The 26,562-nt window shown below is 68.9% G+C and carries 19 protein-coding genes; 9 read left to right on the top strand and 10 right to left on the bottom strand.

The window, feature by feature from the left end; all coding sequences use genetic code 11:
* Positions 1 to 3 precede the first annotated feature (3 nt).
* From KEG57_RS42845 to KEG57_RS42830, 4 genes are read right to left on the bottom strand one after another with little or no spacing between them, the layout of a single operon-like run.
* Positions 4 to 1,476 carry a sigma-54-dependent transcriptional regulator gene (locus KEG57_RS42845; protein ID WP_272427699.1) on the bottom strand — a complete coding sequence of 491 codons (1,473 nt, stop codon included), beginning with the start codon at positions 1,474 to 1,476 and terminating at the stop codon, positions 4 to 6.
* 39 nt (positions 1,477 to 1,515) lie between these two features.
* Positions 1,516 to 3,393 (bottom strand): hypothetical protein, encoded by a 1,878-nt coding sequence (locus tag KEG57_RS42840; RefSeq protein ID WP_272427700.1) that lies wholly within the window; start codon positions 3,391 to 3,393, stop codon positions 1,516 to 1,518.
* Between the two features lie 8 nt (positions 3,394 to 3,401).
* Positions 3,402 to 3,947: a hypothetical protein gene (locus tag KEG57_RS42835; RefSeq protein WP_272427701.1), complete on the bottom strand. Its 546-nt coding sequence runs from the start codon at positions 3,945 to 3,947 to the stop codon at positions 3,402 to 3,404.
* Between the two features lie 43 nt (positions 3,948 to 3,990).
* Positions 3,991 to 4,911: a hypothetical protein gene (locus KEG57_RS42830; protein ID WP_272427702.1), complete on the bottom strand. Its 921-nt coding sequence runs from the start codon at positions 4,909 to 4,911 to the stop codon at positions 3,991 to 3,993.
* Positions 4,912 to 5,110: 199 nt separating this feature from the next.
* Between KEG57_RS42830 and KEG57_RS42825 the strand changes: the two genes are divergently transcribed.
* The 3 genes from KEG57_RS42825 (at position 5,111) to KEG57_RS42815 (ending at position 8,440) form a co-directional block, all read left to right on the top strand.
* Positions 5,111 to 6,235 (top strand): PEGA domain-containing protein, encoded by a 1,125-nt coding sequence (locus KEG57_RS42825; RefSeq protein ID WP_272427703.1) that lies wholly within the window; start codon positions 5,111 to 5,113, stop codon positions 6,233 to 6,235.
* A gap of 19 nt (positions 6,236 to 6,254) precedes the next feature.
* Positions 6,255 to 7,376 carry a hypothetical protein gene (locus KEG57_RS42820; RefSeq protein WP_272427704.1) on the top strand — a complete coding sequence of 374 codons (1,122 nt, stop codon included), beginning with the start codon at positions 6,255 to 6,257 and terminating at the stop codon, positions 7,374 to 7,376.
* Positions 7,377 to 8,275: 899 nt separating this feature from the next.
* The gene (locus tag KEG57_RS42815; protein ID WP_272427705.1) at positions 8,276 to 8,440 is read left to right on the top strand and encodes a hypothetical protein; all 165 of its coding nucleotides are present in this window, start codon (positions 8,276 to 8,278) and stop codon (positions 8,438 to 8,440) included.
* Here the strand turns inward: KEG57_RS42815 and KEG57_RS42810 are convergent, their stop codons facing one another.
* A complete protein-coding gene (locus KEG57_RS42810) occupies positions 8,441 to 10,423 on the bottom strand; it encodes a hypothetical protein (protein WP_272427706.1) in 1,983 nt (660 codons plus the stop codon).
* A 104-nt stretch (positions 10,424 to 10,527) separates the two neighbouring features.
* Between KEG57_RS42810 and KEG57_RS42805 the strand changes: the two genes are divergently transcribed.
* Positions 10,528 to 10,848 carry a transcriptional regulator gene (locus KEG57_RS42805; protein ID WP_272427707.1) on the top strand — a complete coding sequence of 107 codons (321 nt, stop codon included), beginning with the start codon at positions 10,528 to 10,530 and terminating at the stop codon, positions 10,846 to 10,848.
* Position 10,849: 1 nt separating this feature from the next.
* Here the strand turns inward: KEG57_RS42805 and KEG57_RS42800 are convergent, their stop codons facing one another.
* Positions 10,850 to 13,330: a pentapeptide repeat-containing protein gene (locus KEG57_RS42800; protein ID WP_272458864.1), complete on the bottom strand. Its 2,481-nt coding sequence runs from the start codon at positions 13,328 to 13,330 to the stop codon at positions 10,850 to 10,852.
* Between the two features lie 33 nt (positions 13,331 to 13,363).
* On the opposite strand from KEG57_RS42800, the gene KEG57_RS42795 reads away from it, so the two are divergent.
* On the top strand, positions 13,364 to 14,182 hold the full coding sequence (locus KEG57_RS42795; RefSeq protein ID WP_272427709.1) for a hypothetical protein: 819 nt from the start codon (positions 13,364 to 13,366) through the stop codon (positions 14,180 to 14,182).
* Positions 14,183 to 14,189: 7 nt separating this feature from the next.
* Here KEG57_RS42795 and KEG57_RS42790 read toward each other — a convergent pair whose 3' ends face one another.
* Both KEG57_RS42790 and KEG57_RS42785 read right to left on the bottom strand, forming a co-directional pair.
* Positions 14,190 to 15,002, bottom strand: coding sequence for an MXAN_2562 family outer membrane beta-barrel protein (locus tag KEG57_RS42790; RefSeq protein ID WP_272427711.1), 813 nt, complete (start codon positions 15,000 to 15,002; stop codon positions 14,190 to 14,192).
* Complete coding sequence (locus KEG57_RS42785; protein WP_272427712.1) at positions 15,002 to 16,153, bottom strand: hypothetical protein; 1,152 nt, start codon at positions 16,151 to 16,153, stop codon at positions 15,002 to 15,004. Before KEG57_RS42785 ends, KEG57_RS42790 begins: the two co-directional genes overlap by 1 nt.
* Positions 16,154 to 16,391: 238 nt before the next feature.
* Here KEG57_RS42785 and KEG57_RS42780 point away from each other — a divergent pair, with 238 nt between their 5' ends.
* Both KEG57_RS42780 and KEG57_RS42775 read left to right on the top strand, forming a co-directional pair.
* The gene (locus KEG57_RS42780) at positions 16,392 to 17,291 is read left to right on the top strand and encodes a 1,4-dihydroxy-2-naphthoyl-CoA synthase (RefSeq protein WP_272427713.1); all 900 of its coding nucleotides are present in this window, start codon (positions 16,392 to 16,394) and stop codon (positions 17,289 to 17,291) included.
* A 179-nt stretch (positions 17,292 to 17,470) separates the two neighbouring features.
* On the top strand, positions 17,471 to 20,947 hold the full coding sequence (locus KEG57_RS42775) for an Npt1/Npt2 family nucleotide transporter (RefSeq protein WP_272427714.1): 3,477 nt from the start codon (positions 17,471 to 17,473) through the stop codon (positions 20,945 to 20,947).
* A 4-nt stretch (positions 20,948 to 20,951) separates the two neighbouring features.
* Here the strand turns inward: KEG57_RS42775 and KEG57_RS42770 are convergent, their stop codons facing one another.
* A complete protein-coding gene (locus tag KEG57_RS42770) occupies positions 20,952 to 22,658 on the bottom strand; it encodes a tetratricopeptide repeat protein (protein ID WP_272427715.1) in 1,707 nt (568 codons plus the stop codon).
* Positions 22,659 to 22,662: 4 nt separating this feature from the next.
* Positions 22,663 to 24,228: an OmpA family protein gene (locus KEG57_RS42765; RefSeq protein ID WP_272427716.1), complete on the bottom strand. Its 1,566-nt coding sequence runs from the start codon at positions 24,226 to 24,228 to the stop codon at positions 22,663 to 22,665.
* Between the two features lie 237 nt (positions 24,229 to 24,465).
* On the opposite strand from KEG57_RS42765, the gene KEG57_RS42760 reads away from it, so the two are divergent.
* Both KEG57_RS42760 and KEG57_RS42755 read left to right on the top strand, forming a co-directional pair.
* Positions 24,466 to 25,875 (top strand): DUF6600 domain-containing protein, encoded by a 1,410-nt coding sequence (locus tag KEG57_RS42760; protein WP_272427717.1) that lies wholly within the window; start codon positions 24,466 to 24,468, stop codon positions 25,873 to 25,875.
* Between the two features lie 52 nt (positions 25,876 to 25,927).
* The gene (locus KEG57_RS42755; RefSeq protein WP_272427718.1) at positions 25,928 to 26,539 is read left to right on the top strand and encodes a hypothetical protein; all 612 of its coding nucleotides are present in this window, start codon (positions 25,928 to 25,930) and stop codon (positions 26,537 to 26,539) included.
* Positions 26,540 to 26,562 lie beyond the last annotated feature (23 nt).

The following is a 26,562-nucleotide window of genomic DNA, read 5'->3' as shown; positions in this document are numbered from 1 at the left end:
ACATCACACGTCGTCATCCTCGCCCACGCCGTCGTCCGAGGCCGTGCGGACCTTTTTCATGAGTCGCCGGAAATTCGAGCGATCCATCCCCGCTTGCCGCGCCGCCTCGCTCACGTTGTTGCCCGTTCGCTTGAGCAGCCGCTCCACGTAGGCGCGCTCGAACGCGAACGCCGCCTTCTCCTTTGCCTGCGTGAACGGCAGCTCCGACAGCGTATCGCCCCAGAACGCCCGCGTATCCCCCGCCGCCCCGTCCTCCTCCACGTGCGCCTCGTCTCGCCCGAACGGCAGATCCGTCGGCAGGATCGAGTCCCCGCGCGCCATCACCACCGCGTGCTCGATCGCGTTCTCGAGCTGCCGCACGTTCCCCGGCCAGGGCTGCTCGCGCAGGAGCCTGAGCGCCTCGACACCGATCCGCTTGATGTCGCGCCCGCTCCGCCGCGCGTACTTGTGCAAGAAGTGGTACGCGAGCAGCGGGATGTCCTCTTTTCGCTGCCGGAGCGGCGGCAAATGCACGGGGATCACGGCGAGCCGATAATAAAGGTCCTCCCGGAAACGCCCCGACGCGATCCGCTCCTTCAGGTCCACGTTCGTCGCGGCGATCACGCGCACGTCGACCGTCTTCGGCTGCGTCGCGCCCACGCGCTTGATCTCGCCCTCGGCGAGCGCGCGGAGCAGCTTCGCCTGCGCGCTCAGCGGCAGATCGCCGATCTCGTCGAGGAACACGGTCCCCTTGTCGGCGAGCTCGAAGAGCCCCGGCCGATCCTGCGCGCCGGTGAATGCGCCGCGCACGCTGCCGAAGAGCTCGGTCTCCACGAGCGTCTCGGGGATCGCGCCGCAGTTGATCGCGCGGAGCGGCCTGTCGCTCCGCAGGCTGTGCTGGTGGATCGCGCGCGCGACGAGCTCCTTGCCCGTCCCGTTCTCCCCGAGGATCAGCACCGTCGACGTGGTCGGCGCTGCGCCGAGCGCGATCCGGTAGACCTCCTGCATCCGCGACGAGCGGCCGATCAGCTCGCCGAACCGCTCGTGCTCCACGAGGCGTTGCTCGAGCACGCGCGTTCGATCGACGAGCCGCTTGTGCTCCGCGGCCTGCATGAGCGCGAGCGCCACGGTCTCCGTGGGGCCGAACGGCTTCGTCAGGAAGTTGTAGGCGCCTTGCCGCACGGCCGCGACGGCCGTGTCGATGTCGCCGAACGCCGTCATCATGACGACCTCGACCTCGGGGTGCTGCTCCTTGATCCGCGCGAGCACCTCCATGCCGCTCGGACCGGGCATCATCACGTCGAGCAGCACCACGTCGACCGCGCGCGCCGTCGAGAGCAGCGTGAGTGCGGCGGCGCCGTCCTCGGCCGTCATCACGTCGAAGCCCTCGGCGAGGAGCACGCGCGCCAGGCTGCGACGCAGCGCCGGCTCGTCGTCGACCACCATCACGTGCGCCTTCGGCGCCTTGGTCGCCCCTTGCGTCGTCTCGCTCGGCACGTCGCTGCCATGGTCGCGCTCGAATCCTCCGCGTGCAAGTCAACGCGGCACGGGCCGCGTCGGCAGCGGGGGAACGAGGTCGACCGAAACCCAGATGTCCGTGCCTTTTCGCCCCGCGCGACGGCTCCCGCCGACCTCGACTGCCACGCACCCGTCCGGATGCCGATACGCGAGCGCGCCGCCCATGCCCACGAGGGCCCTCGTCCACACGTCGGCGTCGGCGCGGATGTTCCCGGTGACGCCGCCGAAGAGCGGCCTCGCATAACCCAGGCCCAGAAGAAGCCCGCGCTCCGCCACGATCCCGATCGTGTCGCCGAGCAGGAGCCCGCCGCCGAGCGAACGCGCGAGCGCGCCCGTTCCCGCCGCGCGCCCGTACACGTCGAGCAGGACCGTGGTCTTGTCCTCCAGGCCCACGCGTAGCTCCGCGAGCGCAGAAATTCCATCCCCCGCTTCGTCCGGGAGCTCCACGCTCCCCTTGCTCGCGATCGCCTCGACCCGCGCGCTCACGGCCCCGTACGTGCCCTCCGCGCTCGCCCACCCGACCGCGCTCGTGCCCGTGTTCGTCGCGACGAACCCGCCCTTGACCTCGGCCTCGAGCGAGCTGCCGAATGCGCTCCCGATCGAGCTCGACACGGAGAGCGCCGCGAGCCCGAGCACGGGCCCGAGATCCGGCCGTATCGCCTGGAAAAACGTTCCCGCGCCCTGCGCGACCGCGCCACGCGCTTCGAGCCGCGGCGTGATGCGGTGCACGAGCGGGGCCGCGTCCTTCGCTTCGCCGAACGACCGTTCCAGGGTGACGGACGCCTCGCCCCGCGCCTCGGCCACGGCGTCCCAGGCCATCGGCGCGCCCTCGGGCCCCGCGAGCCGCGCCCGCGTCCCGAGCCGCGCCCGCGTGAAGAGCGGCCCGAGCCGCGGCGCGACCTCGATCCCCGCCTCGGCGCGCGCATACGGCGCATTCGTTTGCCCTGAAAGCATCGCCAGCGCCGTGTTCGCCTCCCAGCTCCCGCGTCGCCCCACTGCGCCCGAGGCCCCGGCGAACGCCGTTGGACCCCAAACGATCGGCCCTTCCCCACGCCGCGCCCTCGCCGTGAGCCCGGTCCCGAGGATCGCGCCCACGCCTCGACCCGGTGAGACTTGCATCGTCACGCTGGCCGCGCCCACGTCGAACGGCTGCGCCGCCGCCGTGAGCGAGGGCGTCGCCACGAGCCCCCGCGCACCCCGGATTGCATCCAGATCCCAGGCGATCCGCACGTCCGGCCGCGCGTCCGTCCGGACGAACCCGTGTGTATCCGCGACGAACCGATCCTGCCGGAGCCGATCCCACGTGAACCGCCCCGTCATCGTGGGCCCCTCGATCCGCGCGCCGAGCTCCACGCCTCCCTGCACGTATCCCGACGCGTAGAGCTCGACCGCGCGCAACTTCCCGTCCGCGCCGCGCCAGGGAAACCGTGCGCCTGCGCCGAGGAGCGCGCCGTCGTCGCCGCGCATCGCGAACCGCGGCGGCAAGAGCCCCACGCGATCCGCGGGCCGCACGAGGAGCCACGGCAGAATGAACACCGGGATGGGCCCGAAGTAGAGCCGCGGCCATCGGAGCTCGAGGTCCCCCTGCCCCGTCGCCCGCGCCCCCGAGATCTCCAGCGAAACGGGCGGATCCTTGCAAGGGCAGTGCAAGATCTTCGCCGTCCCGCGCATCTCGACCGCGCTCGGGCCGAGCGTGATCGCGAGCTTGCGGCTCGTGAGCCGGAAGCGGTCGTACGTCACGACCACGCCGCCTTCGAGCTCGACCTCGCCACGCTCGGGATCCGCGCGCGCCTCGTCGGCGCGGAACTGCACCTCGCGCTGCACGCCGGGTTTGTCCTGCCCGCGCGAAGGCGTCCCCGAAATCCATGCGGCGAACCCGAGCGCCGCGGCGACCACGCGTCGGTTCAGCGCGTCGCCCCTTCGGCGGGAGCTTGCTTCGACGTAGCGGACGCCGGGAAATCGACCTGCAGCGTCACGCCGCCTTCCGTCTCGACGAGCTTGTAACTCGGCGTGCTCGGCTGCTTCAGCTCGACCACGAGATCCACGTCGCCGTCGTCGAGCTCGACGAGCAGCACGCGACCGACGGGCGTCTGGAAAAACATCGTCTCGAGCGGCAGGCGGTTCGTCCGCGTGGGCACCACGACGCCCTTCAAGCGGTACGCGATCCGCCCTTCGGCCTTGTGCTCGGTCACGTCGACCTTCTCGCTGACCTCGATCCACACGCGGCTCACGCCGCTCGCGAGAATTTGAAAGCTCGGCGAGCTCGCGACGGGCGCCTTCGGATCACGCTTCTTCGCCTTCTTCGCCTTCCGGGCCTTCTTCACGGGCGCCCTGGGCGCGGCGGGCGCGGACGCGCCTGCGGGGGGCGGCGTCTTCGAGGTCGACTCCTCGGCCGAGGCGAACGAGCCGATCAAAAGCCCGGCAAGCGCGAGCGGGAGCGAGCGGCGCATCCCACGATTGGAACACGGTCCTGCCGAGGGAGCTAGTTTCACGTCAGACCGGCGGAAGAACGAAACCGGGCAAAAGGCTCTGCGCCGCGCGCGCAAAATCCCCGGGATCGGTATGGATGGCGACGAGTGCGTCCGTGTTCGAGCCGTGTTTCGCCATGGCCACGTTGAACCGCACGGCGCCCGAGTCGACGAGCACGAAGACGCGCCGGAGCCGCGCGCGGGCCGCGGAAAACCATGCGCTCCAGCTGTCGCGTACGATCTCGGCCGGCGCGGAGGCGCCACGCGTGTCGACGAAGAGCGTGATCGGCGCGCCGGACGCAGGCATCCGCGCGAAGATCTCGTCGAAGGGCATGCCGCCGAGCTGACCTCGATCGACGCCGCGGATCGTCGTGTAGAGGGCGCCGTCCCCGGGGCTCGAAAGGCCGAACGTGAGGCCCAGGCTCGAAAGCGCGAGGGCGCCGTCCGCGGCGCGGGTGCGCTGGATCGGCGCCGCCGGCTCCGTGAAACGCGAAGGAGCAGGGCGCTGGGCGCCGGGGGCCGCGGACGCGAGCAGGACGTCGAAACGCGCCGGGTCGTTGTGGATGCGGATCAGGTCCCCGGCGCCGGAGTAATGGCGGCTCCAGGCGACCGTGAGCTCCAGGTAGCGGGAGCTCACAAGGATGTCGACGCGCTCGAGGACCGAGCGGCGGCGTGCGAACCAGCTCGTCCAGCGGTCGGCCACGGCGTTCGCGACGCTCGTGGCCGCGCTCGGGTCCACGAAGAGCAGGAGGGGCGCGCCGAAGCGCTGGATCTCGGCGTCAACCTCGGCCGTCGGTGCGTCCCCGAGCTCGTCGACGTCGCGGCCGGTGATGGTGACGAGCGTGGCCCTCGGCCTCGGGCGCGTGAACAGATACGCGCAGGAACTGCCGCGCAAGCGCACCGTCCCGTCGGTCAACGTCTCTCGCTGCACGGGGGTCATTTTCATTGGTGCACCAACGATGTTGGCTCGCCTTCCGAGCGCCTCGACTTTTCGCGCCGGGGCGATACCGGCTTCGGCCTCCGCGCGGGGCGCGGGCCTGGCCCCCTCGGGGCGGCGCGGACCGCGTCCGGATCGAAACTTTACGCTTGAGGGAAAGGCCTCTTGTTTGGTCCAATGCGCGCCGGAAGCAAGGAGCCGAGGGGCGATGACGATGCGACGAGGGCGATGGTGGGCAGCTGGCCTGCTCGTGACGGGCGTCTGGACCAGCACGCCGGCCGCGTGGGCGCAGGGCGCTCCGGGCAAGCCGGCGACGCCAGACAAAGGCGCCGCGGCGCCCGCGACGCCGACGCCGACGCCGGCTCCGTCGCCGGCGGACGCCGACAAGGAGTCGACGCGCCTGTTCGAGGACGCGAAGAAGGCGCACAAGGCCTTCCAGTGGGACAAGGCGCGGGACGCGGCGCTCGCCGCGTTCAAGCTGAAGCCCGATCCGGCCTACGGCCTGATCCTCGGCCAGTCGGAGCTGCAGACGGGCAAGCCGCGTGACGCGGCCGAGCACCTCGAGCTCTACGTGCGCGAGGCGAAGTCGGCGACGGCGATCGAGAAGCAGGCGGCGCAGAAGCTGCTCGACGAGGCGAAGCTCAAGCTCGGGACGCTCTACATCAAGGTGAACGTCGAGGGCGCGGACGTGGTCGTCGACGGGCGCGCCGCGGGCCGCACGCCGCTCGCGGCGCCGATCTTCGTCGATCCGGGCAGCCACGAGATCGAGGTGAAGAAGTTCGGCTTCGACCCGGGCAAGGAACTGCTCGCGGTGGCGCCGGCGACCGAGAGCGAGATGGAGTTCGCGCTGGCGCCGCTGCCCACGGAGCCCGAGAAGGCGGAGCCGGAGAAGCCCAAGGAGGAGCCGAAGCCGCCGCCGTTGCCCTCGCCGAAGTGGCGCACGTACGGGATGATCGGCGGCGCAGGGCTCACGGTGCTCGGGCTCGGGCTCGGCGTGGGCCTGACGGTGATGGCGAACGGCAAGAGCGACGAGGCGGATCAGCAGCTCGATGTCCTGCGGCGAACGACGCCGACGACCTCGGGTCTGTGCGGCGCGGGCGGGTTTGCGCCGAACGCGGGGGCGTGCGCGAAGCTCAAGGACACGTTGTCGTCGCAGGACGCGGCGGCGAACGGGGCGATGGCGGGGTACATCATTGGCGGCGTGGCGGCGATCGGCACGCTGGGCTTGTTTTTGCTGCCGCGCACGCCGTTCGGCCGGAAGCTCATGGGCGTGAACGTCGTCCCGGTTTTTGGCGCGGGCCAGACGGGCGGCATGGTGGTCGGCTCGTTCTGAGGGACTGGAGAACCGGGACATGCGGCGAACGAATCGCGCGACGTGGATCTTGCTCTTGCCGATGGCGATGATCGGCCTTTTGCAGGGCCCTGGCTGCTCGAACGAGGCGGAGGACATCGAACGCAACGGCGAGAGCACGGCGCTGAAGGGCGAATGCAAGCTCGCGGCGGACGACGGCGACCCGTGCACGGTGGAGGGCTGCGAAGGCCAGCCAAACGCGCATGTGAAGGTGGCGGGTCTGCCGTGCGGCGTGAACAACGCGCTGAAATGCAACGCGAACGGCCAATGCACCGGCTGCACGAGCCCGGAGCAATGCGGGGAACCGTCGGACTGCGCGCCGTTCGCGTGCAACAGCGGCGTCTGCACCCTGACCTTCGCGCCGTCCGGCACGCCGGTACCCGCTCAGGTCCCGGGGGATTGCAAGCAGATCCAGTGCGACGGGAACGGCGAGGAGACGACGGCGAACGACGATAGCGACGTGCCGTCGACGCAGTGTCAGCTTTCGTCGTGCGTGGGCGGGACGCCGATGAGCATGCCTGCCGCGCAGGGGACGCCTTGCAGCGTGGGGGGTGGGAAGAGCTGCGACGGCGAGGGGAATTGCGTCGAGTGTAATACGGATGCGGATTGTGGGGTCGCCGGGGTCTATTGCGATACGAAGTCCAATACATGCTTCAGTTGCATGGATGGGATCAAGAACGGGGACGAGGGTGATATCGATTGCGGGGGCGATCGATGCGCCAAATGCACGCAGGGCAAAACTTGCAATATCGCAGGAGACTGCACGACTGCCAATTGTGCAGATGGGGTATGCTGCAGTTCTCCTTGCAGTGGTCCCTGTCTTGCGTGTGATCTGCCTGACTTTATTGGCGAGTGCAACCCCATCGACAAATATGGCGAGGACCCCTCCTACGGGAACGGGATGTCCTGTTTGAACGCTGATGGTCTGGCTTGCAGCGCAGCGGCGAGTTGCTTGCAGGCACTCAATACCAGCTGCACCGGTAACGGTGATTGCGCAAGTCTCCGCTGCGCCGATCCTGACGGTAACGGCCAAAAGACCTGCGTGAAGGCCCCCGGCGATTCGTGCAATCAGCCTGGTGAATGCTTCAATAATACATGCACGAACGGCGTATGCGCTCCTTGAGAGCGTGAGCCCTTGCCCTGAAGGGTGCCCCGATGCGCTCCATCCGGATCCCGCTGGCCATTCTTCTCGCCGGCATGATCGTCGGATGCGGCCTCGCCCTTGGCATCGACGAGTACGAGAAGGTATGCGAGGACGCAAACTGCCGGGCCTGCGTCGTGCCTTCCGACTGCGGTGAATCACCGCTTTGCTTCTTCTGGACCTGTGAGGCGAACGTCTGCACGCAGCGCCCCTCTGCAGGGCACGCAGTGTGTCCCCTTGGCGTCTGCGACGGCGACGGCCAGTGTGTAGGTTGCATCAGCGTCGACGACTGTGGAACCTCCACGGCATGCGAGAAGTGGACGTGTGCCGCAAGGATATGCACGCGCACCCTCGCTGCGGCAGGAACATCGGTAACCCCTCAGCCCGAAGGGGACTGTAAGCAGGCGCAATGTGATGGGAAGGGCGGGGAAGTCTCTGTCGTCGAGGCGCAGGGCACTCCTTGCACCATGAACAGCGGTAAGCTCTGCGACGCGGAAGGGGCATGCGTCCAGTGCCTGACGCATGCCGATTGCGGTCCGAGCGGCAGCTTCTGCGATCCCGATACAAAGAGCTGCTTTCGCTGCAGCGACGGCAAGAAGAATGGCGACGAAACGGATGTCGACTGCGGCGGTAACTTTTGTCCCAGGTGTGCGCAGGGCCAATACTGCGCCGGTCCAAGCGACTGCCTAACCGGCTACTGCGCGGAGGGGGTCTGCTGCTCGAATGCGTGCGACGCCCCTTGTAAAAGCTGCAATCGGCCCGGAACGCTTGGCCTTTGTGAATGGACACCTAAATACGAAGAGGATCCCTCCTTCGGCAACGGGGAATCTTGCCTGCACGCCGACAACCTTGCGTGCAACGGAGGCGGAGGCTGCGAGAGCATGCTGGGCCTTCCGTGCTCCGTCAACGGCAACTGCGCAAGCAATCAATGTGCAGATCCGGATGGCGATGGTCAGAAAACCTGCGTCAAGGGGCCGGGCGACCCGTGTACCCAGCTCATCGAGTGTTACAACAAGAAATGCGAGAGCGGCCTCTGCGCCCCCTGATCACTCCGGATTACACGCCCCCTCGCAGAACGGCTTGATCACCCCCGTCCGGAAAAACGCATCGCTCTGCGAATAAGCCGCATCGAGCGCCCTCACCTTCCCGTGCGGATCATCCTCCCCCTTCGGCGGCGTATTCGTCTTCGGCGCCTCTGGCAAACCGAAATCGTACTCCACGATCGCCGCCCCTGACAGCGGCGCCGGCGCCTCGTCCACACCCCAGATCGTTCGATTCACCGGGGCCAGGTTCTTCGCGCCCACCGTCCGCGCCAGGATGTGCGCTCCGAGCGGCGACACCTGGTAGTCCCCGATCGCCACGTGAATCAAAAGATCATGCGCCGGCGTCCCCGGCAGCATGTTCTCCCGGATGTACGGCGCGTATCCATTCGGCTCCGTTCGATCCCACAACATCTGCATCAGCCCTTCCACGAGCTGAATGTTCCGGCCCGTCCCGTAAGCGCCCTTCAGGAACAGGAAAAACGGCGCGAAATCGGTGCTCCGATCCAGCAGCATCGTGTAGGGCATGCCCGGCACGCTCACGAGCCCACGCATCACGTCCGTCGAGAGCGCCATGTACGTCGTCCCGAAGATCCCGCCCTGGCTATCGCCGCGGTAAAATCGCTGCGCCGGGTCGATCACGCTCTCGCCGTTCACCTGCAAGAGCGGCTCGTTCACGAAGCGGCCCGACATCATTCGCATCGCCAAAAGGCTGTTCAGAATGCCCTGGTGCTGCCGGTCCACGCTCTTCCGGAACGCCCCCGCGTCCGTCACCAGCGCGTCCGTGATGCTCGGGACGTCCTCGCTGGCCATGCCCACGAGATCCACCGAGAAGGCCACGTATCCGTGCCGATTCGCGAGCTCCCCGAGGTATCCGTCGCCCCCCTCGAACTTCGAGCCGAGCAGCCCGTGGCCATTCTGGATGAGCGCGAGCTTCTGCCCCTGCTTCGCCGCGTGCGGCACGTGCACCACGAACTCGTATTCGGCGAAGCCGTTCTGCTTCGGCAAACCATCGTCCCCCCGCACGAGCGACGCCCCCGGCCCCGGCGCGTCCAGGTACAGCGGCACCTTCATCATCCCGACGAGCCGCCTCCAGATCCGCGGGTTTTCCTCCTCCGTGAACTCCTCCGTGCTCGTCAGCGTGTACTCCGGCCCCTCCGCGCCCACCTTCATGAGCGCGTCGTCCCGCATCGCCACGAGCCCCGCCGTGTTGTTTTCGCGGCTCGCCGTGGTGAAATCCCACGCAATCTGAAGATCCTTCCGCGGGATCCCCGCTTTCTCCAGCCGCGCGAAGATATCGCCGTAAAGCTCGCGCCGCCTCTCGACCGAAGGCTCACACGACCCCGTCCCGTCCCGGAGCGCCTGAAACGCCGGGGACGGCGCAATGGTTTTGCCGCCCGCGTCCACCACGTTCCGGATCGCCACGATGTACCGCCGCGCGTCCGCGAGACGCACGACCGGCCGCACGAGCAGCGCACGCTCCTCGTCCGCCTCCGTCACGAGGCTTTGATCGAGCTCCGAGAAATGAGGCACCCGCTCGCCCGTCTCCGCATCCAGAATCACGGTTGGCGACGTGTCCGACAGCGAGAGCTCGATCGAATCCTGCGTCGGCAATCCCGTGATCGTCGCACCCGGCAGGTGCGTCAACGCCGGCTGCCCCGGGGAAAACCCATCACTCGGCGCCCACCATTCCGGATCCAGCGGCCCGTGGCCCGCCGCGACCGGGAGTGTCGTCGCGCCGAACGCCACGCGTTTCCCCGTCGGCCTGCTCGTATCGTCCTCGAGCCACACGTTCGAGGGGAACGGATAGCCGCATTGCGTCGGGACCAGCGGATCACAATCGGCCCCGAGCAGCTTCGGTGCGCCTGCGGGCGGCGAGATCGTCGGACAATCAAGCGGCTCCTCGGCGTTCGAGGAACATGCGACCGAACCGAGCCCGAGGCCCACGACGATCGCGGCCCGGACGAGGAGGAAGAGCGAGCGCTTCATCAGCCCTACTCTATCAGGAAATCAGGGCGTCCCGGCATTTCCTCGCCGCCCGCCCCACGGAGGACCGTGCTTTCCGTGCGCTCTTCCTGTAGAATTGTCGTCGTATGAAGGAAAAGGAGCCGCCCGTACCCAAGGAGCGCGCCGAGACCACGCGGCAGGCGCTGCTCGAAGCATTGCGGTCCGGTCGATCCACGGCGCGCGCGCTCGCCATCTCGCTCGGGCTCCGCGAGAAGGACGTACTCGCCCACCTCGAACACGTCGCCCGCTCGCTCGCCGGGCAAGGCAGCGCCCTCGGCGTGAGCCCCGCGACCTGCCTCGGCTGTGGATACGTCTTCGAGGATCGCCGCGCCTTCGGCCGCCCGAGCCGCTGCCCGCGTTGCAAAGGCGAGCGGATCGAAGCGCCGAAATTCTTCGTCGAGCCCTGAATCAGACGATGACGCCGTCGAGCTTCGCGCCCGGGAACCGCGCGCCGGCGAGCTTTGCGCCCGTGAAATCCGCGCCGCGCAGATCGCAGTGCTCGAAATCGGCGCCCGAGAGATCCGCGTCACGGAAGCTCGCGCCCGTGAAGTCCGTGCGCGAGAAATCCGAGCCGGCGAGCTTCGCGCCGTCGAAACGCGCGCCGGCCATGAACGAGTCGGTGTAATTGCCGTGCGAGAGATCAGCGCCGGAGAAATCCACCTTCTCCGCGATCATGCTGCAGCCGCTCGCCCAGGGCAGGCGCGCTTTTTTCGCGTCGAAATCGGGCGGGAGCCGATGGCGTTGCAAGCTCGCCTGATCGTCCCGCTTCCCTCCCGACCCGCCGGCATACACGGCCATGACCAGGCCACTCGCCTCCAGCGAATGGAACACTCCGCCCGCGCCGCCGGCATCCAGGAACTTCTTGTGTTTGGCGACGAGCTTCTTCCATTGCGCTGGCGTCATCGGCACGCTCGACTCCGCGAGGCTCCGCATGAGGCCACGCTCGAGGTTTCCCGCGGGCGCGCCGGGCTGATCGGAAAGCGGGAACAACCGCGCAAGATCGGCCGCTTCCTTGCGCGGCGGCGCCTTCGCGGGCTTCGCTTCTTTTGCCTCGGCCTTCGCGGCCGGCGCCGCTTTCCCTTGTTTCAAGGCGACGAGCGCATCCTCCCCGAGCACCTTCACGCCAAGCTGCTCCGCCTTCGCCAGCTTGCTCCCGGCCTTGGCCCCTGCAATGAGGTAATCGGTCTTCTTCCCGACCGAATCCGACAGCACCGCCCCGTGCGCCACGAGCAGCTTCTCCGCCTCCGCGCGCATCATCGTCCCCAGCGTGCCCGTCAGCACGACGTTCTTGCCCTGGAAATCGACGACGTCCCCACCCGACGCCTCGTCGCTCCCCGGCTGCAGCCGAACCGGTTCGATATGCGCGAAGTGCGGCAGATCCGCATTGAGCGGCGTCGTTTGTGTTGCCGCGGCGAGATCCTCGGCCCGCGCGATCGAGAGCCCCATCGCCGTCGCGACGAACACGTCCCCCTCGTGGGAAAGACACACGTAGGGGACCCATATGTTCTCCTCGCGCAGCGCCTCGCAGGTATTCTCGAAAACGAAGCAACGCGGCGCCGCGTCCTCCTCGATGCGAAGGACGTGCGCCGTTCCCGTGACGAGGACCGAAGCGCCGTTTTTCCTGACGACCCCCTCCCAAACTCCCTCGGGGGCCAGGTTTTGCGCGATCGGGCAAGGCGTCGCGCTCGGGGCGGTCGCGGCAACGCGGACGACGGCCCCGAGGGTGGGGATGACCCAGGCAGAGCCGTCCGGGAGCGGAATCACATGCCTGATGCTACCGATGCCCTGCCGGCTGCCCATCTTGTCGAGGGTTCCATCCGGACGAACCCTCCACACGTATCGGAGGCTCGTCGCCCATATCGTGCCGTCCTCGCCGGCATGCACGGTTCGAATATCCTCGCCCTCGAGGTCCGGATGGACGAGCGACCACGACCCTCCCGCCTCCGTGCGGACGAAAAGCCCGTCCTTTCCTCCGGCGAAGACCCGTCCATCCGGCCCGATCGCCACGCCCACCGCGCTCTTGATCCCGTGCTTCGCCCCGAAACGTGTCACCTCGCCCGAGCGCTCGCGCAGGACCAATCCCTTGGCCGTGCCGATCCACACGTTCCCCGCGCTATCCACGGCGATCGATTTCGCGACGGCGCCCCCGCTCACCGCTCCGACCTCGAACACGGGCGTGACCTCGCCGTTCCGCGAAACCGCGGCGAGGAGCAGCGGGGTCAGCACATACACGCCTCCCTCGGCGCGGGGCACGATGCCTATCGCGGATTCCAGCGACGTTCCCAGGACGAACGAGCGGCGAACAGGAAACACATGCGCGAACCGCGGCCGTTTCGTCCTCGGTTCGTCTTCACATTGCCTCCACGTGGGCCCGGACCAAGCACGCGACGCGAAATGTCCTAGCTTCGAGATGTTCGGCGCGAGCCGCTTCGGCAAGAAAGCGACGAACTCCGCCGTGTCCCCCATCGGATTGCGATTGCGCCCGGAGCCGCGCTGCTTCACGAGGACGTCCGCGACGAGGACGGGGAGCTTCTTCTTTTTGTCGAACTCGAACTTCATCTTCCAAAGGGTCTGGATCTCGCGGGCGAGGGGCGTGCATTCGTAGCCGAACGTCTCGCCCGCAGGCGCCTCGCATTCCAGCACGGCCTCGTCGAAGAGCCGGACCACGAAGCCGTGATCCCACGCGATCGGCGCATCAGGGTGAATGCTCTTCACGTGGAATCGCGCCTCGACGAAGGGACCTTCCTCGTCGAAGAAGCGCACCGCCGTCTCGATATTCGGCCCGAGCGCGAGGGCGCGCCGCTCGGCCTCGTCGCGCGTCCACTCCCGGTAGGATCGAATGCTCACATCGTAGAGATCGCTGCCCACGAAATTGCATTCGCCCAGCACGCACGCGGCGTCAAGCTGTATACTCGGCTCATCGTGCGACGCTCCTTCCTCCTCGCCGCACTCACGACCGCCGCCACGGCCTGCGCCACACCCACGCCCTCCGAGCCACGCGTGGCGGCGCCGGCGGCGACCACGAACACCCCCGCCGATCCCGCCCCCGAGACCACGCCTGCAGCCGAAGCTCCCGACGCCGCCTGCCCGCCCGGCAAGGCCGAGGACGAGAACGAGCCCGCGTGCGTGTACGCCGCGATCGTGAAGAGAATCCCCCGGCGGCTCGATATCGATCGGGCGATCGAGCCCTACGCGGGCAACATCATGGAGGTCAAGAAGGCGTACGACGACGATTTCGCCGTGGTCCACAGCCTCAGCAGCGAATTCGATTGGCTCGCCGTGCGCCCCGAGCCCCGCGTCGTTTCGATCCGCGCGCGCATCCAGCAAGCCGCCCTTTACGACGTCCTGCGTCAGCGCCTCGCGGGCGCCGAGCCGCCCCGCGTAAAACTCTACACCGACAAAGAAGAAGAGTTGCTCGACAAGGCCGCGACGAGCGGCGATCCGAACCTCGCTTCCATGTCGCAGGAGCTCCGCCGGAGGCGCGAGGAGATGTTCCAGTCCGCGCGGGAAAACTGGCTCCAGGCGACCGAGGCCGCCCTGGTCCGCCATTACGCCGACGCGTTGCTCCGGGCGAGGGCGTGGAGCATCCAAACACCCGAGATCGACCGCGCCCGAGCGCGGATCCGCCACTGGTCCGAGCTCCTCGGCGACGCCAAGATCAAGGCGTACACCGAGGGGCTCGTCGATCCCGCGAACGGAAAGCCGTTCGTGTATACGCCCGGGGCCCTCGAAACCCCCTGACGCGTGTTCACATCTCGAGCGTGAGGCCCACGGTCCAGGTCGAGGTGCCGACCTTCATTTGATTCGCGCCGAGGCCGAGGTTCTGGTTCGTCCACTCGCCGAAAAGGTGCACGTGGTTGATGCCCGACTCCTGATCGAGCGCGGCCATCGAGCGGCGGCCGAGCCAGTCGAGCGCGAGCATGCCGCCGAGCGCCCAGTGCACGCCATAACTGAATCCGCGGCCCTTGACGGCGTCATCGCCGGTCCCGACCTCTGCCGTTTCATCCCCGACGTCGACCCACCAGAGGCCCGCACCGAAGCCGATCTTGCCATAAGGAATGATCGGAATCCCGGTGCGGCGGAAGAGCTCGTCGAAGCGGAGCACGGCCGAGAGGTGCATCGGGAGAATGGTGAGCGACGTCTCGCCCACGCGCCGATCGTCATAATAATACGCCCCGTCGGGCGCGTCGTACGTCCCCTCGCGGAAGGCCTTGCCCGACGCCGAGGTGTATCCCAGGCCGATGCCAGGTCCGAGCGAGCCGACCCAGGGAATGCGCAGCGCTTGCCAATCGAACTCGGCGCCGAAATGGAACCGGCCCTTGTCGCCGAAGAACTTGCTGTACGGGCCATCGCCGCCGAACTCGTCGTCGACGGCCGGATAATAAGGGCCAAAGCGGAGCTCGAGCGCGAACCGCTGAGGGCTGCCCTGCTGCACGCTCCCGCGCTCGCTCTGTCGCCAGTTCGAATCGCGGATCCGCCTCGTCGTTTGCGCCTCCGCGCCCTCGGCGGCGAGCAGCGCGGCGAGGGCGACGAGCGCCGAAGCGAAAATCTTCGTCCGCATCACGACGCCCCCTCGCTGCCGGCGCCGCGTCCGCCTCTTTGCGGTCTCCTGCGCCGTCGCAAGCCGAACGCGACCGCGGACAGGGCGACCGCGCCGCCGAAGAGCCCCGCGGCCCGGGAGCTGGGCGAAGCCGAAGCGGAGCAGAGGCCACCGCCCTTGCCGCCGAGCTGATTGTAGACCTCGAAGAAATCGTCGACCGGGATGGGCGCCACGCAGTGCACCTCGGACAGCGGTCCAACATTGCCACGGGTATCCTTGGCCGCCACGGCGACCGCGTAGGTGACGCCGTTCTCCAGATCGGAGACCTTGCTGGTGGTGCCACAAGGCGTCCACGTGGGATCGGGCCGCTGCCCCGCGGCGAAGGGGCTCGTGCACGTCGCGCTCTCGCTCCCGCCCGCGCCCCCGCTCCCCCCCGCGCCGCCCGCGCCCCCGCTCCCGCCCGCGCCCCCGCTCCCCCCCGCGCCGCCATTGATGGTCTGACCGCTCGGGAAGAGGGCGTTTCCTTTGGCGCAATACACGGCGACGCCCGCGAAATCGGTGTCCGTCGGAGGATCGAAGTCGACCTCGAAGCCACCGTCCCCCTGCGTCAGGGACACGTTCTTCGGGGCAGCGGGCCCCCAGAGGTCGAGTTTCGTCTTCGACCACGTCGCGCTGGCGACCACCGAGCCGCTCCCGAAGAGCATGAAATGCACCGCGAGCGCCTTCTCCGCCCCCGTGATGCTGTTCTCCGCGCAGGCCTGGACGTCGGGGTCCTGATCGACGGCCACCATCTCCTGCGCCGTCAGCACGACCTTCCCGATGTTGTCCTTGGGGTTCGCTTGAGGGAGCTCCGATGGATTGAGCTGAAAGCATTGAGGCGCGGCGCCGGTGCGTTGCATCGGATCCTTGCAATCGATCCCTGCCGTCGTCGTGCCCCAGACCTCGAACGAATACGAGCTCGTGAACCCCGAGAACGTGAGGTTGAAGGTGAAGGTGTCCTCGGGGTCCAGGCACTCCTCGCGGTTGATGTCCCAGGGCGTGGCCGTATGGTCCGATTGGGGCGTCCGGACGACGGGCTGCTGCGACTGGAGCGCCACCGTCTGCGCCTCCGCCGCGCCGCTCGTGAGCCCCCCCGCCGCGACCAAAAGCGCTGCCCACGCCGAGCGAAACATGCGCCGCCTCCCGTCCAAAAGACCCGACGAAGCTGTATCCATCCCGCGTGTTTGAGCACAGCTCGTGCCACGGAGCAAATCCTGCTGCGCGCGGGCGATTCCATCCGGACGGAGCCCTCCGCGTGACGAGTTGGCCGGACGGATGCGCCACGCGTGACAAGTTGACAACACGCGCGAGGGCCTGTGGCGGATGCCGCGGGGGACGTGTAGGGTCGCGGCCGCGAGGAGGCTCGATTCCATGACCGTCTCAGCGATCTTCGATCCCGCGCGCTGGCGCGAGGTGCCGGGTTTTTCGTTCACGGACATCACCTACCACCGCGCCGTGGACCAGGGCACCGTGCGTATCGCTTTCCACCGGCCCGAGGTGCGCAACGCGTTTCGGCCGAAGACGGTGGACGAGCTCTACACGGCGCTCGAGCACGCGCGGATCACGTCGGACGTGGGCTGCGTGCTCATCACGGGCAACGGCCCCTCGCCGAAGGACGGCGGCTGGGCCTTCTGCTCGGGCGGCGATCAACGAATTCGCGGCAAGGATGGGTACAAATACGAGGGGAGCGAGGCCGGCGAGGTGGACGCGGCGCGCCTCGGCCGACTGCACATCCTGGAGGTGCAGCGTCTCATTCGTTTCATGCCGAAGGTCGTGATCGCCGTCGTGCCGGGCTGGGCCGTGGGCGGCGGGCACAGCCTGCACGTCGTCTGCGACATGACGCTCGCGAGCCGGGAGCACGCGCGGTTCAAGCAGACGGATCCCGACGTGGCGAGCTTTGACAGCGGCTACGGATCGGCGCTGCTCGCGCGTCAGGTCGGGCAGAAGAAGGCGCGGGAGATCTTCTTCCTCGGCCTCGATTACACGGCGGAGCAGGCTGCGGCGATGGGGATGGTGAACGCCGCCGTGCCGCACGAGGACCTGGAGAAGGTGGCGCTCGAATGGGGCGCGCTCATCAACGGCAAGAGCCCGACCGCGATGCGAATGCTGAAATACGGCTTCAACCTCCCGGACGAGGGCCTCGTGGGCCAGCAGCTCTTCGCCGGCGAGGCGACGCGGCTCGCCTACGGCACCGAGGAGGCCGAAGAGGGCCGCGACGCGTTCCTGGAAAAGCGCAAACCCGATTACAAGAAATTCCCCTGGCATTATTGACGGCGCGTCACGGCGCGTTCGTCGCGAAAAACGTATCCCCAGTTGCCACAGTCGCGCTCGCCCGGTCGTCCTGAACACGAACAGCCGGGCTCGGGCCTGCCCCGACATCGGGAGCCGGGCGCCCACCATGGCCTACCAAGGCGACCGTCTCGTTACGGTATACTACCCTTTCACGCCACGTGGCCGAACCTCCCGTCCCGACCGCATCCCCGTCCTTGCCGCACGAAGGCCCGAGCCAGGGGACCGTCGCGACGAACCGGGACAAAGCGCGCCACGCCGCCGCGTCGTCGCTCCTCGGCATCGCCCTCAGCCGGGCCGAGGTCGAGCGCGTCGTGCTCCTGTCGACGCTGCTCTTCCTGTCCGCCCTCTTGCTCGTCGTCGGCCGCACCGCGCGCGACGCGCTCTTTTTGACGCGTTTTCCCGTCACGTGGATCGCGCCGATGTGGATGGCGTACGGCGTGGTCTCGGCCGTCGTGGCCTTCGGCTACGAGCGCGGGCTCCGGAAGCTGCCGCGCGCGCGTTTCGGCGCGGTGTTCGCGCTCGGCGCGGCCGCGAGTTACGTCCTGCTCCGCGTGCTCATCGGCGAGGACATCGGGCCCGCGTACCTGATCTTCGCGATCTGGGCCGACGTCATCGCGAACCTGACCGGCATGCTCGCCTGGAGCATCGCGCAGGACCTCTACGACGCGCGCAGCGCCCGGCGGATCTTCGGGTTGATCGGCGCGGGGCACATCGCGGGCACGGTGGTCTCGGGCCTCGGCGCGGGCGCGATCGCGCCCATCATCGGCGCGGAAAACCTCATCTTCGTGCTCGTCGCGGCCCTGCTCGGCGTGGCCCTCCTCTGCCGCATCGTCGCGCGAAGGCACGGCACGACCTCGCGGAGCCGCGCCGACGATCGGCCGAACGCGCAAAAGCAAGAGCAGACGCCGCTCTTCAACTCGCGGTACGTCGGCGCCCTCGCCGTGACGATCCTGGTCGTCTACACGATCCTCACGGTCGGCGATTACCAGTTCAAGGCGATCGCCCGCACGTCGTACCCGGACCGCGATTCGCTCGCGCGGTTCATGGGCACGTTTTACGGCGTCATCGGGATCGTCGGGCTCTTCGTCCAGCTCGTGGTCACGCCGCGGATGCTCGATCGCGCGGGCGTGCTCGGCGGCGCGGCCACGATGCCCATCGCGTTCCTCGCGAGCACGACGCTGCTCCTCGCCTTCCCCTCGATGCCGCTCGCGGCGGTGCTCAAGGCGAGCGACAACGCGCTGCAGTTCTCGATCTTCGACGTGACGCTGCAGATCCTGTTCTTCCCGTTCCCCGCGGCGCTCCGGGATCGGGTGCGAACGCTCGCGTCCGCGATCATGAAGCCTCTCGGCTGCGGCGTCGGCGCGGCGCTGCTGCTCGCGTTCAGCCCCTCGGCGAACGAAGCACAGCCGGGAGCTTCGCTCATCACGGCCGCGGCGAAACTCGGCTACGTGACGCTGCCGATCGGCCTCACGATCCTGCCGCTCCTGCTCACGGTGCGGCGCGGCTACGTGGAGGCGATGCAGGGGACGCTCCTGCGCGGCAAGCTCACGCCGGAGATGCCCCAGCGCGGCGGCAGGGCCGTGGCCGCGCTCGCGGGGGCGCTGTCGAGCCTCGATGCGCCGCAGGTGCTCTTCGCCCTCGATCGGCTGCGGCAGCTCGATCCGGCGCGCGTCCGCGAGGCGCTGCCCGCGCTCACGCGGCACGTCTCGTCGCGCGTGCGGGCCGCGGCGCTCCGCACCTCCCGCGCCGTGGGGCACCCCGACGCCGCGACGCTGGCCCGCGAACGGCTCGAAGATACCGATCCCGAGGTCCGAGGCATCGCGGTCGAGCTCCTGGCGAACGCGCTCGGCGAAGACGCACACGAGGAGCTTTGCGCGCTCGCGACGCGAGGGGGTGACGAGGCCGTGCGGGCCGCGTCGATCGCGGCGCTGCTCCGTCACGGCGGGCTCGGCGGGATGCTGGAAGGCGCGCCGAGGCTGCGAGATCTGCTCGACAGCGAGGATCCCGCCGAGCGCGTGACGGCCGCGCGGGTGCTTGGTTTGGTGGGACAACCGCAGCTCGAACGCGCGGTCGCGCGGCTGCTCGCCGACGCAGATCCGGCCGTCAGAAAGGCTGCGCTCTCGGCCTCGGCGACGGTAGCCGCGCCGAAGCTCTTGCCGCTCCTCTGCGAAGCGCTCGCCGATCACACGCTCGGGAAGGCCGCGTCGAATGCCATCGTGGCGCTCGGCGATCGCGCGATCCCGCGGCTCGTGGCGACGCTCTCCGATCCGGGTGCGGATGCGACCGTGCGCCTCGCGATCCCACGACTTTTCTCGCGGATCGGCACGAGCGCCGCACTCGCCGCGCTGCTCGATCGGGTGGACGAACCGGACGACCGGGTCAGGCAGAAGGTGCTCGCCTCTGCCTCGCGGCTGCGCCTCGCGCTTGGTGCGCCGCCTGCGCCGCTCGAGCCCATCCGCGAGCGCATCGAACGCGAAGCCCAGACGCACGAGCGCGAGCGTGACGCCTACCTCCTGGTCCGCCCTCGCCTCGCGCGCCCGCTGCTCGACGCGCACGTCGAGCGCCGCCTGCGCAAGGGCCTCATCCGCATCCTGCGCCTCTGCGAGCTCGTCTACCCGCGCGAGGTCGTGGCCGGCGTGCGGACGCACGTCTTCGGCAAGGATCGCTCGCTCCGGGCGAACGCCTTCGAGGTGCTCGAATCGCTGCTCGATCGCCGGCGCGGCGCGCGGCTCGTCGCGCTCTTCGAGCGCTACCTGGAGCTCGCCGAGGGCCTGCCGCGCGGCGGCGCGGCTCCGAGCACGGACGACGTCGTGACCTTCGTGCGATCCGAGCTCCAGTCGAACGACCCGTACCGCGCCGCGCTCGTGCTCGAAGCGGTCGCGGCGCACCGGATCGAGGCGTGCGCGAAGGACGCGCTCGTCGCGCTCGACGCGCCCGATCCGCTCGTGCGCGAGGCTGCGGCGATCGCGGTGGTCGAGACGCGTGCCGAGGGCGCGGAGGAAAAACTCCGGGCCCTTTCGGCGGATCCGGATCGGGTCGTCGCGCGGTGGGCTGCGTACTTTGCGAGGACGGGGCGGAGCGGGATCGACGCGGGAGACGGCATGTACACGACGATCGAAAAAGTCCTCTTTTTGCAGCGTGTCCCGATCCTCTCGAAGATCTCGGGCGATGAGCTCGTGGGCCTTGCGCGGACCTCGGAGGTGCTCGGCCTGCCGCGCGGCGAGGTGATCTTCCGGCAAGGCGATTCGGGCGCCGCGCTCTACTTCATCATCTCGGGCTCGGTGAGCCTGCGCGTCGAGGGCAAGGAGGTCGTGCGGCTCGGTGCGAACGAAGTCTTCGGCGAGACGTCGATCATCGATCGCGAGCCCCGCGCCGCGACGGCGGTGAGCCTCGAACCCGTGGAGCTCCTGCGCGTGTCGGGCGAGGATTTCAGCGCTGCAGTGCACGACACGGCCGAGATCGCGATGGGCGTCCTGCGCGTGGTGAGCGGCCGGCTACGCGAGGCGGATCGCCGGCTCTCGATGGCGGAAGACGAGCTCGCGCGGCTGCGCAAAAGCTCGAACCCGACGGGAGAAAAACCGCCGCCCGAGGGCGACGCGGCGGCGGCGCGTCGGAGCTGGGACGACGACGAATGAAGCGTCAGGGGCGCTGCGGGGAACGCAGATCCGCCTCGATTTGACGGAGTAGCGCGGCCTCGCGGGCGCGGTTCGGGTGACGCTCGACGAAGGGCGCGAGGTTCGCCCGCACCTCTTCGAGTCGGCCTTGCCGGGCGAGGAAAACCGAGAGGTTGAAGACGGCCTTCGTCGAGTCCGGATCGAGCTCCACGGCCTTGCGGAAGTGCTCTTCCGCCTCGCGCACGCGCCCCGTGTCGAGCATCGCCACCCCGAGCTGCGCGTGCGGCTCGGACCACGTCGGGAGGATCTCGACGGCACGCTCGAACGACGCGATCGACGCGGCGGACTTGCCCTCGTTGAGCAGCGCCGAGCCGTAGTTGTGATGCGCCCGCGCCGACCTCGGCACGACCTCCATCGCCGACGCGAACAGCGTCCGATCGTTCTCCCAGTCCGCGGCGCGGCTCCACGCGAGCGCCAGATTGGCGAGCATCACGGGGCCGAGCACGAGCACGAACGAGCGCAGGTTCGCCGGCTCCACCTTCGGCCGCTTCTGCGCCGCGCGCTTCTTCCCCTTCCCCGCGGATGCTGCGGGGAAAACGAGCCCCCCCGGCGTTCGCTCCAGCATCCACTCGCCGATCCGCGCAACCATGAGCGCGAAGCCCGCGGCCGGCAGATAAAGCAGCCGCTCGGCGAAGATCGTCGGCAGCACGAAGGGGAGCTGACTCATGACGATCCACGGCACGAGCACCATCACGGCCGCGAGCGCGAAGAGCGGCTCTCGCCGGCGCAGGCGGATCGAAAGCACGACGAGTCCCACGAGCACGAGCGCCCCGACGAGGACAGGCAGCGCGAACGGGCTGTGCTCGGGCAGGATCGCGGCGTACGAGTAGTCCGCCGACAAACCCACGGGCAGGACGATCTTGCCGAGCGCCATGGCAAACAGCCGCAGCGAGGTAAAGATCCGCGGCCCCCATCCCTCGGCGAGCAGCGGGTTTGCCTGGAGCTCGCGAGAAACCGCGGCGAGCGGCGACGCGAAGGCCACGGTGCGCAACGCGATCACGAGGACCGCCGCGGCGACGAGAGAACCGTACCGCGCCGAAAGGATCCGTGGCGCGCGCCCCGGCGGCGCGAGGAGCCGATCGGCCAGGAAAAGAAACAGCGGAAAGACGATCGCGGACTCCTTGGAGGCGAGCGCCCCCGCAAACGCGAGCGCCGCCCACAGGCTGCTCCGAGGCTCCTCTGGCTCGTCCGCGCGCCCCGCGACGAACCACGCGAGCCACCCTAGCCCTGCCGCCATCACGTCCGCGCGCCCCACGAGCCCCACCACGGCCTCCGTGTTGACGCCGAGCACGCCGAACACCATCGCCGCGACGACGGCGAACGTCGTCCGCCCCGTGTGCCGCGAAAGCGCGAGCGCGAGCACCACCGACGTCGCCGCGTGCAAGAGGAGGTTCGTCTCGTGAAACCCGCCCGTGATGTGCTTGTTCAGCCAGAACGAGAGCACGACGAGCGGCCGCCACGTCCCCGGCCCCTCGCCCGGCGGACGCCCCCAGAAATCCGAGCCGAAGAGCGCCCCGAGATCGAGGTCGCCCTGCACGACCGGGTTCTCCTGGATCGCGCCGCGATCATCGAAGACGAAGCCCGCGCCGATCGCGCGCGCATGCCCGAAGAAGGCAGCCGCCGCGACGAGCGCGAGCGCGCCGCGGGACAGAGCTGCCTTCGCTCGGGTCATGGTCCTACTTGATGATGCGCGCCTGAACGGTACCCGCACGCAGATCGTCGCGCAGGACGAGCTCGTAGCGGTTCGAGTCGAGGCTACCCGACCGCAGCACGAAGATGATCGCCTGCGCCCGCCGATCGCTGAGGTCCGCGCTCACGCCCTTCGTGCCGAGCGAGACGCTGACCTGCTCGATCTTCGGGTTCGCGCGCATCGTCGCCGCGATCTCCTCGAGCGCCGCTTGCCCCTCGGGCGTGAGCTGATCGCCCGTGCTGAACTTGATCGGCGGTTTGATCTCGAACGATTCTCCCTTGAGCCGCGCGTACTTCGGGCAGCCCTCGGGCGCCGGCCCCGGCTCCACGGGGCACTTGTCCACGGGCTCCGGGAGCTGATCGTTGTCGACGTCCGGACAACCGTTCGCCTCGGCGCTCGCGTGCTTGACGCCCGGGCTCTGCGGGCAAGCGTCCTCTTCGTCGATGATGTTGTCGCCGTCCTTGTCGCTCGACGGACAGCCGCGCTTCTTCGGATCCGCGTTCTCGGGCCCCGCCTCGGCAGGGCAGGCGTCTTCGGCGTCGGGGATCTTGTCGAGGTCGCCATCCGGCGGCCCCTTGGGCGCGACCGGCTTGGGCCGTCCCCCGCCGACGTACGCGAGGCTCAGGACCCCGCGGAAGCCCGGCGCGCCCGCGGCGCCGCCGAACCCGGGCCCGCCGCTCACACCGATCTGCATCCCGCCGAACGCCATGCGCACCGATGCGAGCGGCTCGATCTGCAGATCGATCGAGCTCGGAGGATCCTTGCCCGCGTCCACGGACGCGTGGGTCTGGTTGAACATCGCGAAGCTCGGCTCGAGCCCGACCCACAGAAACGACGCGGCGCGGAACTGCGCGGCGCACGCGAGCGCGATCCGCTCGCCGTCGGAGCCGGCGACATCGATGAAGAACAGGGGCGACACGAACGCCGTGCAACCCCACCGCAGCCGGTCCTTCTCGCTCGCAATGCCGAGATCCACCTCGGCGCGAAGCCTCTTGTCCGAGAGGAACGACGCCGTTGACCCGACAGGCGCCCAGAACCGTGCGCCCGCGACGAACGTGAAGGCCTTCGTGTCGACCGGACGGAAATGGAGACCTGCACGGAGATCTCCGACGCCGAACGTCTCGGACTGACGGATGAGGACGCCGTACTTGTCGAACGGCTCGTCGCCGTTGATGAAGAGCGCGACGGGGAGCGCGAGGTCGACGGTGAGCCAGGGCAGCGGCGTGATCGAGCCGCCGACGTGCGCGAGCAGCGCGTTTTTGACGGGCGTCGCCGCGACGTTCTCGCCGCCTTGCCCATCGACGGTGACGGCCTTGAGCAGCCCCATGCCGTAGTCGAACGACAGGCCGAACGCGAACTCGATGGTGTTCGGGCCCTTCTCGTGAGGTCCGAGCGCACGAAGGAAGGGGCTCTCCGGCGAGGCCGGCTGGAGCTGGTCGATGCGGATGCCCTCGTCGAGACGGGCCTTGTTTTCCTGGGCCGATGAAGCGCCCGCGAGGGAAAAGCCCATCGCGAACGCGAAAAGCCCTGCCCATCCTTGCCGTGCACGCACGGGGCCACCTTACATGCACTGCAGGGGCCGTTGGAACTGGGACCTGCATCGGAACGAAGATCCTGCGCAGGCAGGTTCGCGCCCCGACCTCTGAGCGCCCCGCGGGCCGAGATCACGAGGCGCAGCAACGATCCCGCCCCTCGCCCGTCCAAGGGATCACGGCGCGGAACGACGTTTGCAAGACCGTAGCGACGAGCGCTTCCGCTCTGGCAACTGCTTCGACGAGGTCCCATCATCATGAACGCCATGCGCTTTGCCGAGACGTCGCCCAGCAACGATCGCCCCGCGCCCCGGCCCGCCTTGCCAGGGCGTCGCTTCACTTCTGTCGCGCTGTCGCTCCTCGCGGCAGCACTTTCGTTCACACCTCTGGCAGTCCAAGCGGATACACCCGCGGGCCTGCCCCAGGGCTGGACGAGCGACGCGCCCGAGGAGAACACCGCCCCGAATGCCGCTGGCTTCCAGCCCACGCAAGCCGTGGACGCGCAGGTCAGCGTGTCGGTGTCGGCCGACGAATACGTCGACACGGATCCGGCCGCGCTCAACGATTTCCGCGAGCCGCTCGCGGCCTACGGCACGTGGGTCGACGATGGCACGTACGGCACGGTCTGGGTGCCGAGCGCGAGCGTCGTCGGATCGGACTTCGCGCCGTATCAGACCGCGGGCCACTGGGAGCTCGACGCCGACAGCAACTGGATGTGGGTCAGCGATTACGACTGGGGCTACATCCCGTTCCATTACGGTCGCTGGACCTGGATCGGCGGTCGCGGCTGGGGCTGGATCCCGGGCCGCGTGTATGCGCCCGCGTGGGTCACGTGGCGCATGACGGATTATGGCTACGTCGGCTGGGCTCCGATGGCGCCGACCTGGTACTGGTTCGGCGGCTCCGCGGTGAACGTGTGGGTGACGCCGTCGTCGGCGTTCGTGTTCTGCCCGTCGAGCTACGTCTTCCACCGCCACGTGCACACGTACGTCGTGCGGGATCGTGACGTCGTTCGCCGCATCGGCGCGCATTCGCGCCCGTATCGCCCGGCCCAACCCACGGCGGGCGGCGGTGGCGGCGGCGCAAACGCGCGTTCGTCGTATCGCCCGGCCTCGCCCACGCTCGCCGAGGCGAAGATCCCCTCCGGGGCTGCCCCGGAAAAACGCTCGGCGCCCGATGCGCGCGCGGTCGCTTATTCGCGCCGCAGCACGACGGCGCAGGCGAAGACGATGCCGGCCCCGTCGCGCGGGCTCGTCGCCGCGCCGTCCGTTTCCAGGGCCAACGGCGCGCATGCCGAGGGTCGTGGCGTGCAGGTCGATCGCAGCCCGCGCGGCGAGGTCAGCCCGCGTGACGTGCGTGGCAGCCGCCCCGAGGTGTCCACGCCGAGCGCCTCGCCCTCGCGCCCCGCGGTCGCGCCGTCGAGGCCGGCCGCCTCCTCGCCGAAGCCCTCGCGGCCAGCGACCGAGTCGCGCCCGTCGACCGAGTCGCGTCCCTCGGCCTCGCCGTCGCGGCCGTCGGTCTCGCCCTCGCGTCCCTCGGTCTCGCCGTCGCGGCCCTCGGCCTCGCCCTCGCGACCTTCGATCTCGCCCTCGCGTTCGTCGTCGCCGTCGCGTTCGTCGTCGTCGCCGTCGCGTTCGTTCTCGCCGTCGCCGCGGCGAGGGCGGTAACCCGCTGATCTTGGCCCGTCTCTTGCGAAACCGCCGAACAGGAGCACGCCCGATGCCTTCTTTTCTACGCAACGTGAAGCTTGGTTCACTGACGGTGTGGCCGGCCGTTCTCGGGCTCGTCGCCTGCGTCGGCCTGGGGAGCACCACGACGGGATGCATCATCGTCGACGACGACGATGACGATACGGTGATCATCGACGACGGCCCGCGGCCCTCGGAGGTGCCGATGGAGATGAGCATCGAGACCGATGTCCAGCTCGACGCGGTCCCGGGCGACGGCGTGGGGGTGTTCGTCGAGTACTACTCGAGCGGCGTGTACCGGGTCTGGACGACCTGCGACACGAGCTTCTCCGGCGCGGTTTGCCCGATGGACATCTTCATGTCGGTCGACACGAGCTCGACGATCGACGCCATCACGACGGACGATCTCGAAGGCGCCGACCACGTGAACATCAATGAAGCCGCGGGGACGGTCGATCTGCACGTCGATACGGGCGTGGACTACGACGCGCTCGAGATCAGCACGACGCCCGGCGCGATCCTCCGCCTCGAAGTCCTCATCGACGGCGTGCCGCAGCCGCGCTTCGTGTACTGGTTCGGCAACGGCGTCCTGCACAACGGCGCCCCGACAAGCCCGGTCGACTTCGTCCCGACCGTGCCGTGAACGAAAAAGGCCCGGCCGACACC

The sequence above is a fragment of the Polyangium jinanense genome, from assembly GCF_028435365.1.
The sequence above is the reverse complement of the archived record's forward strand: the minus strand, read 5'-3'. Positions and strand labels throughout refer to the sequence as shown.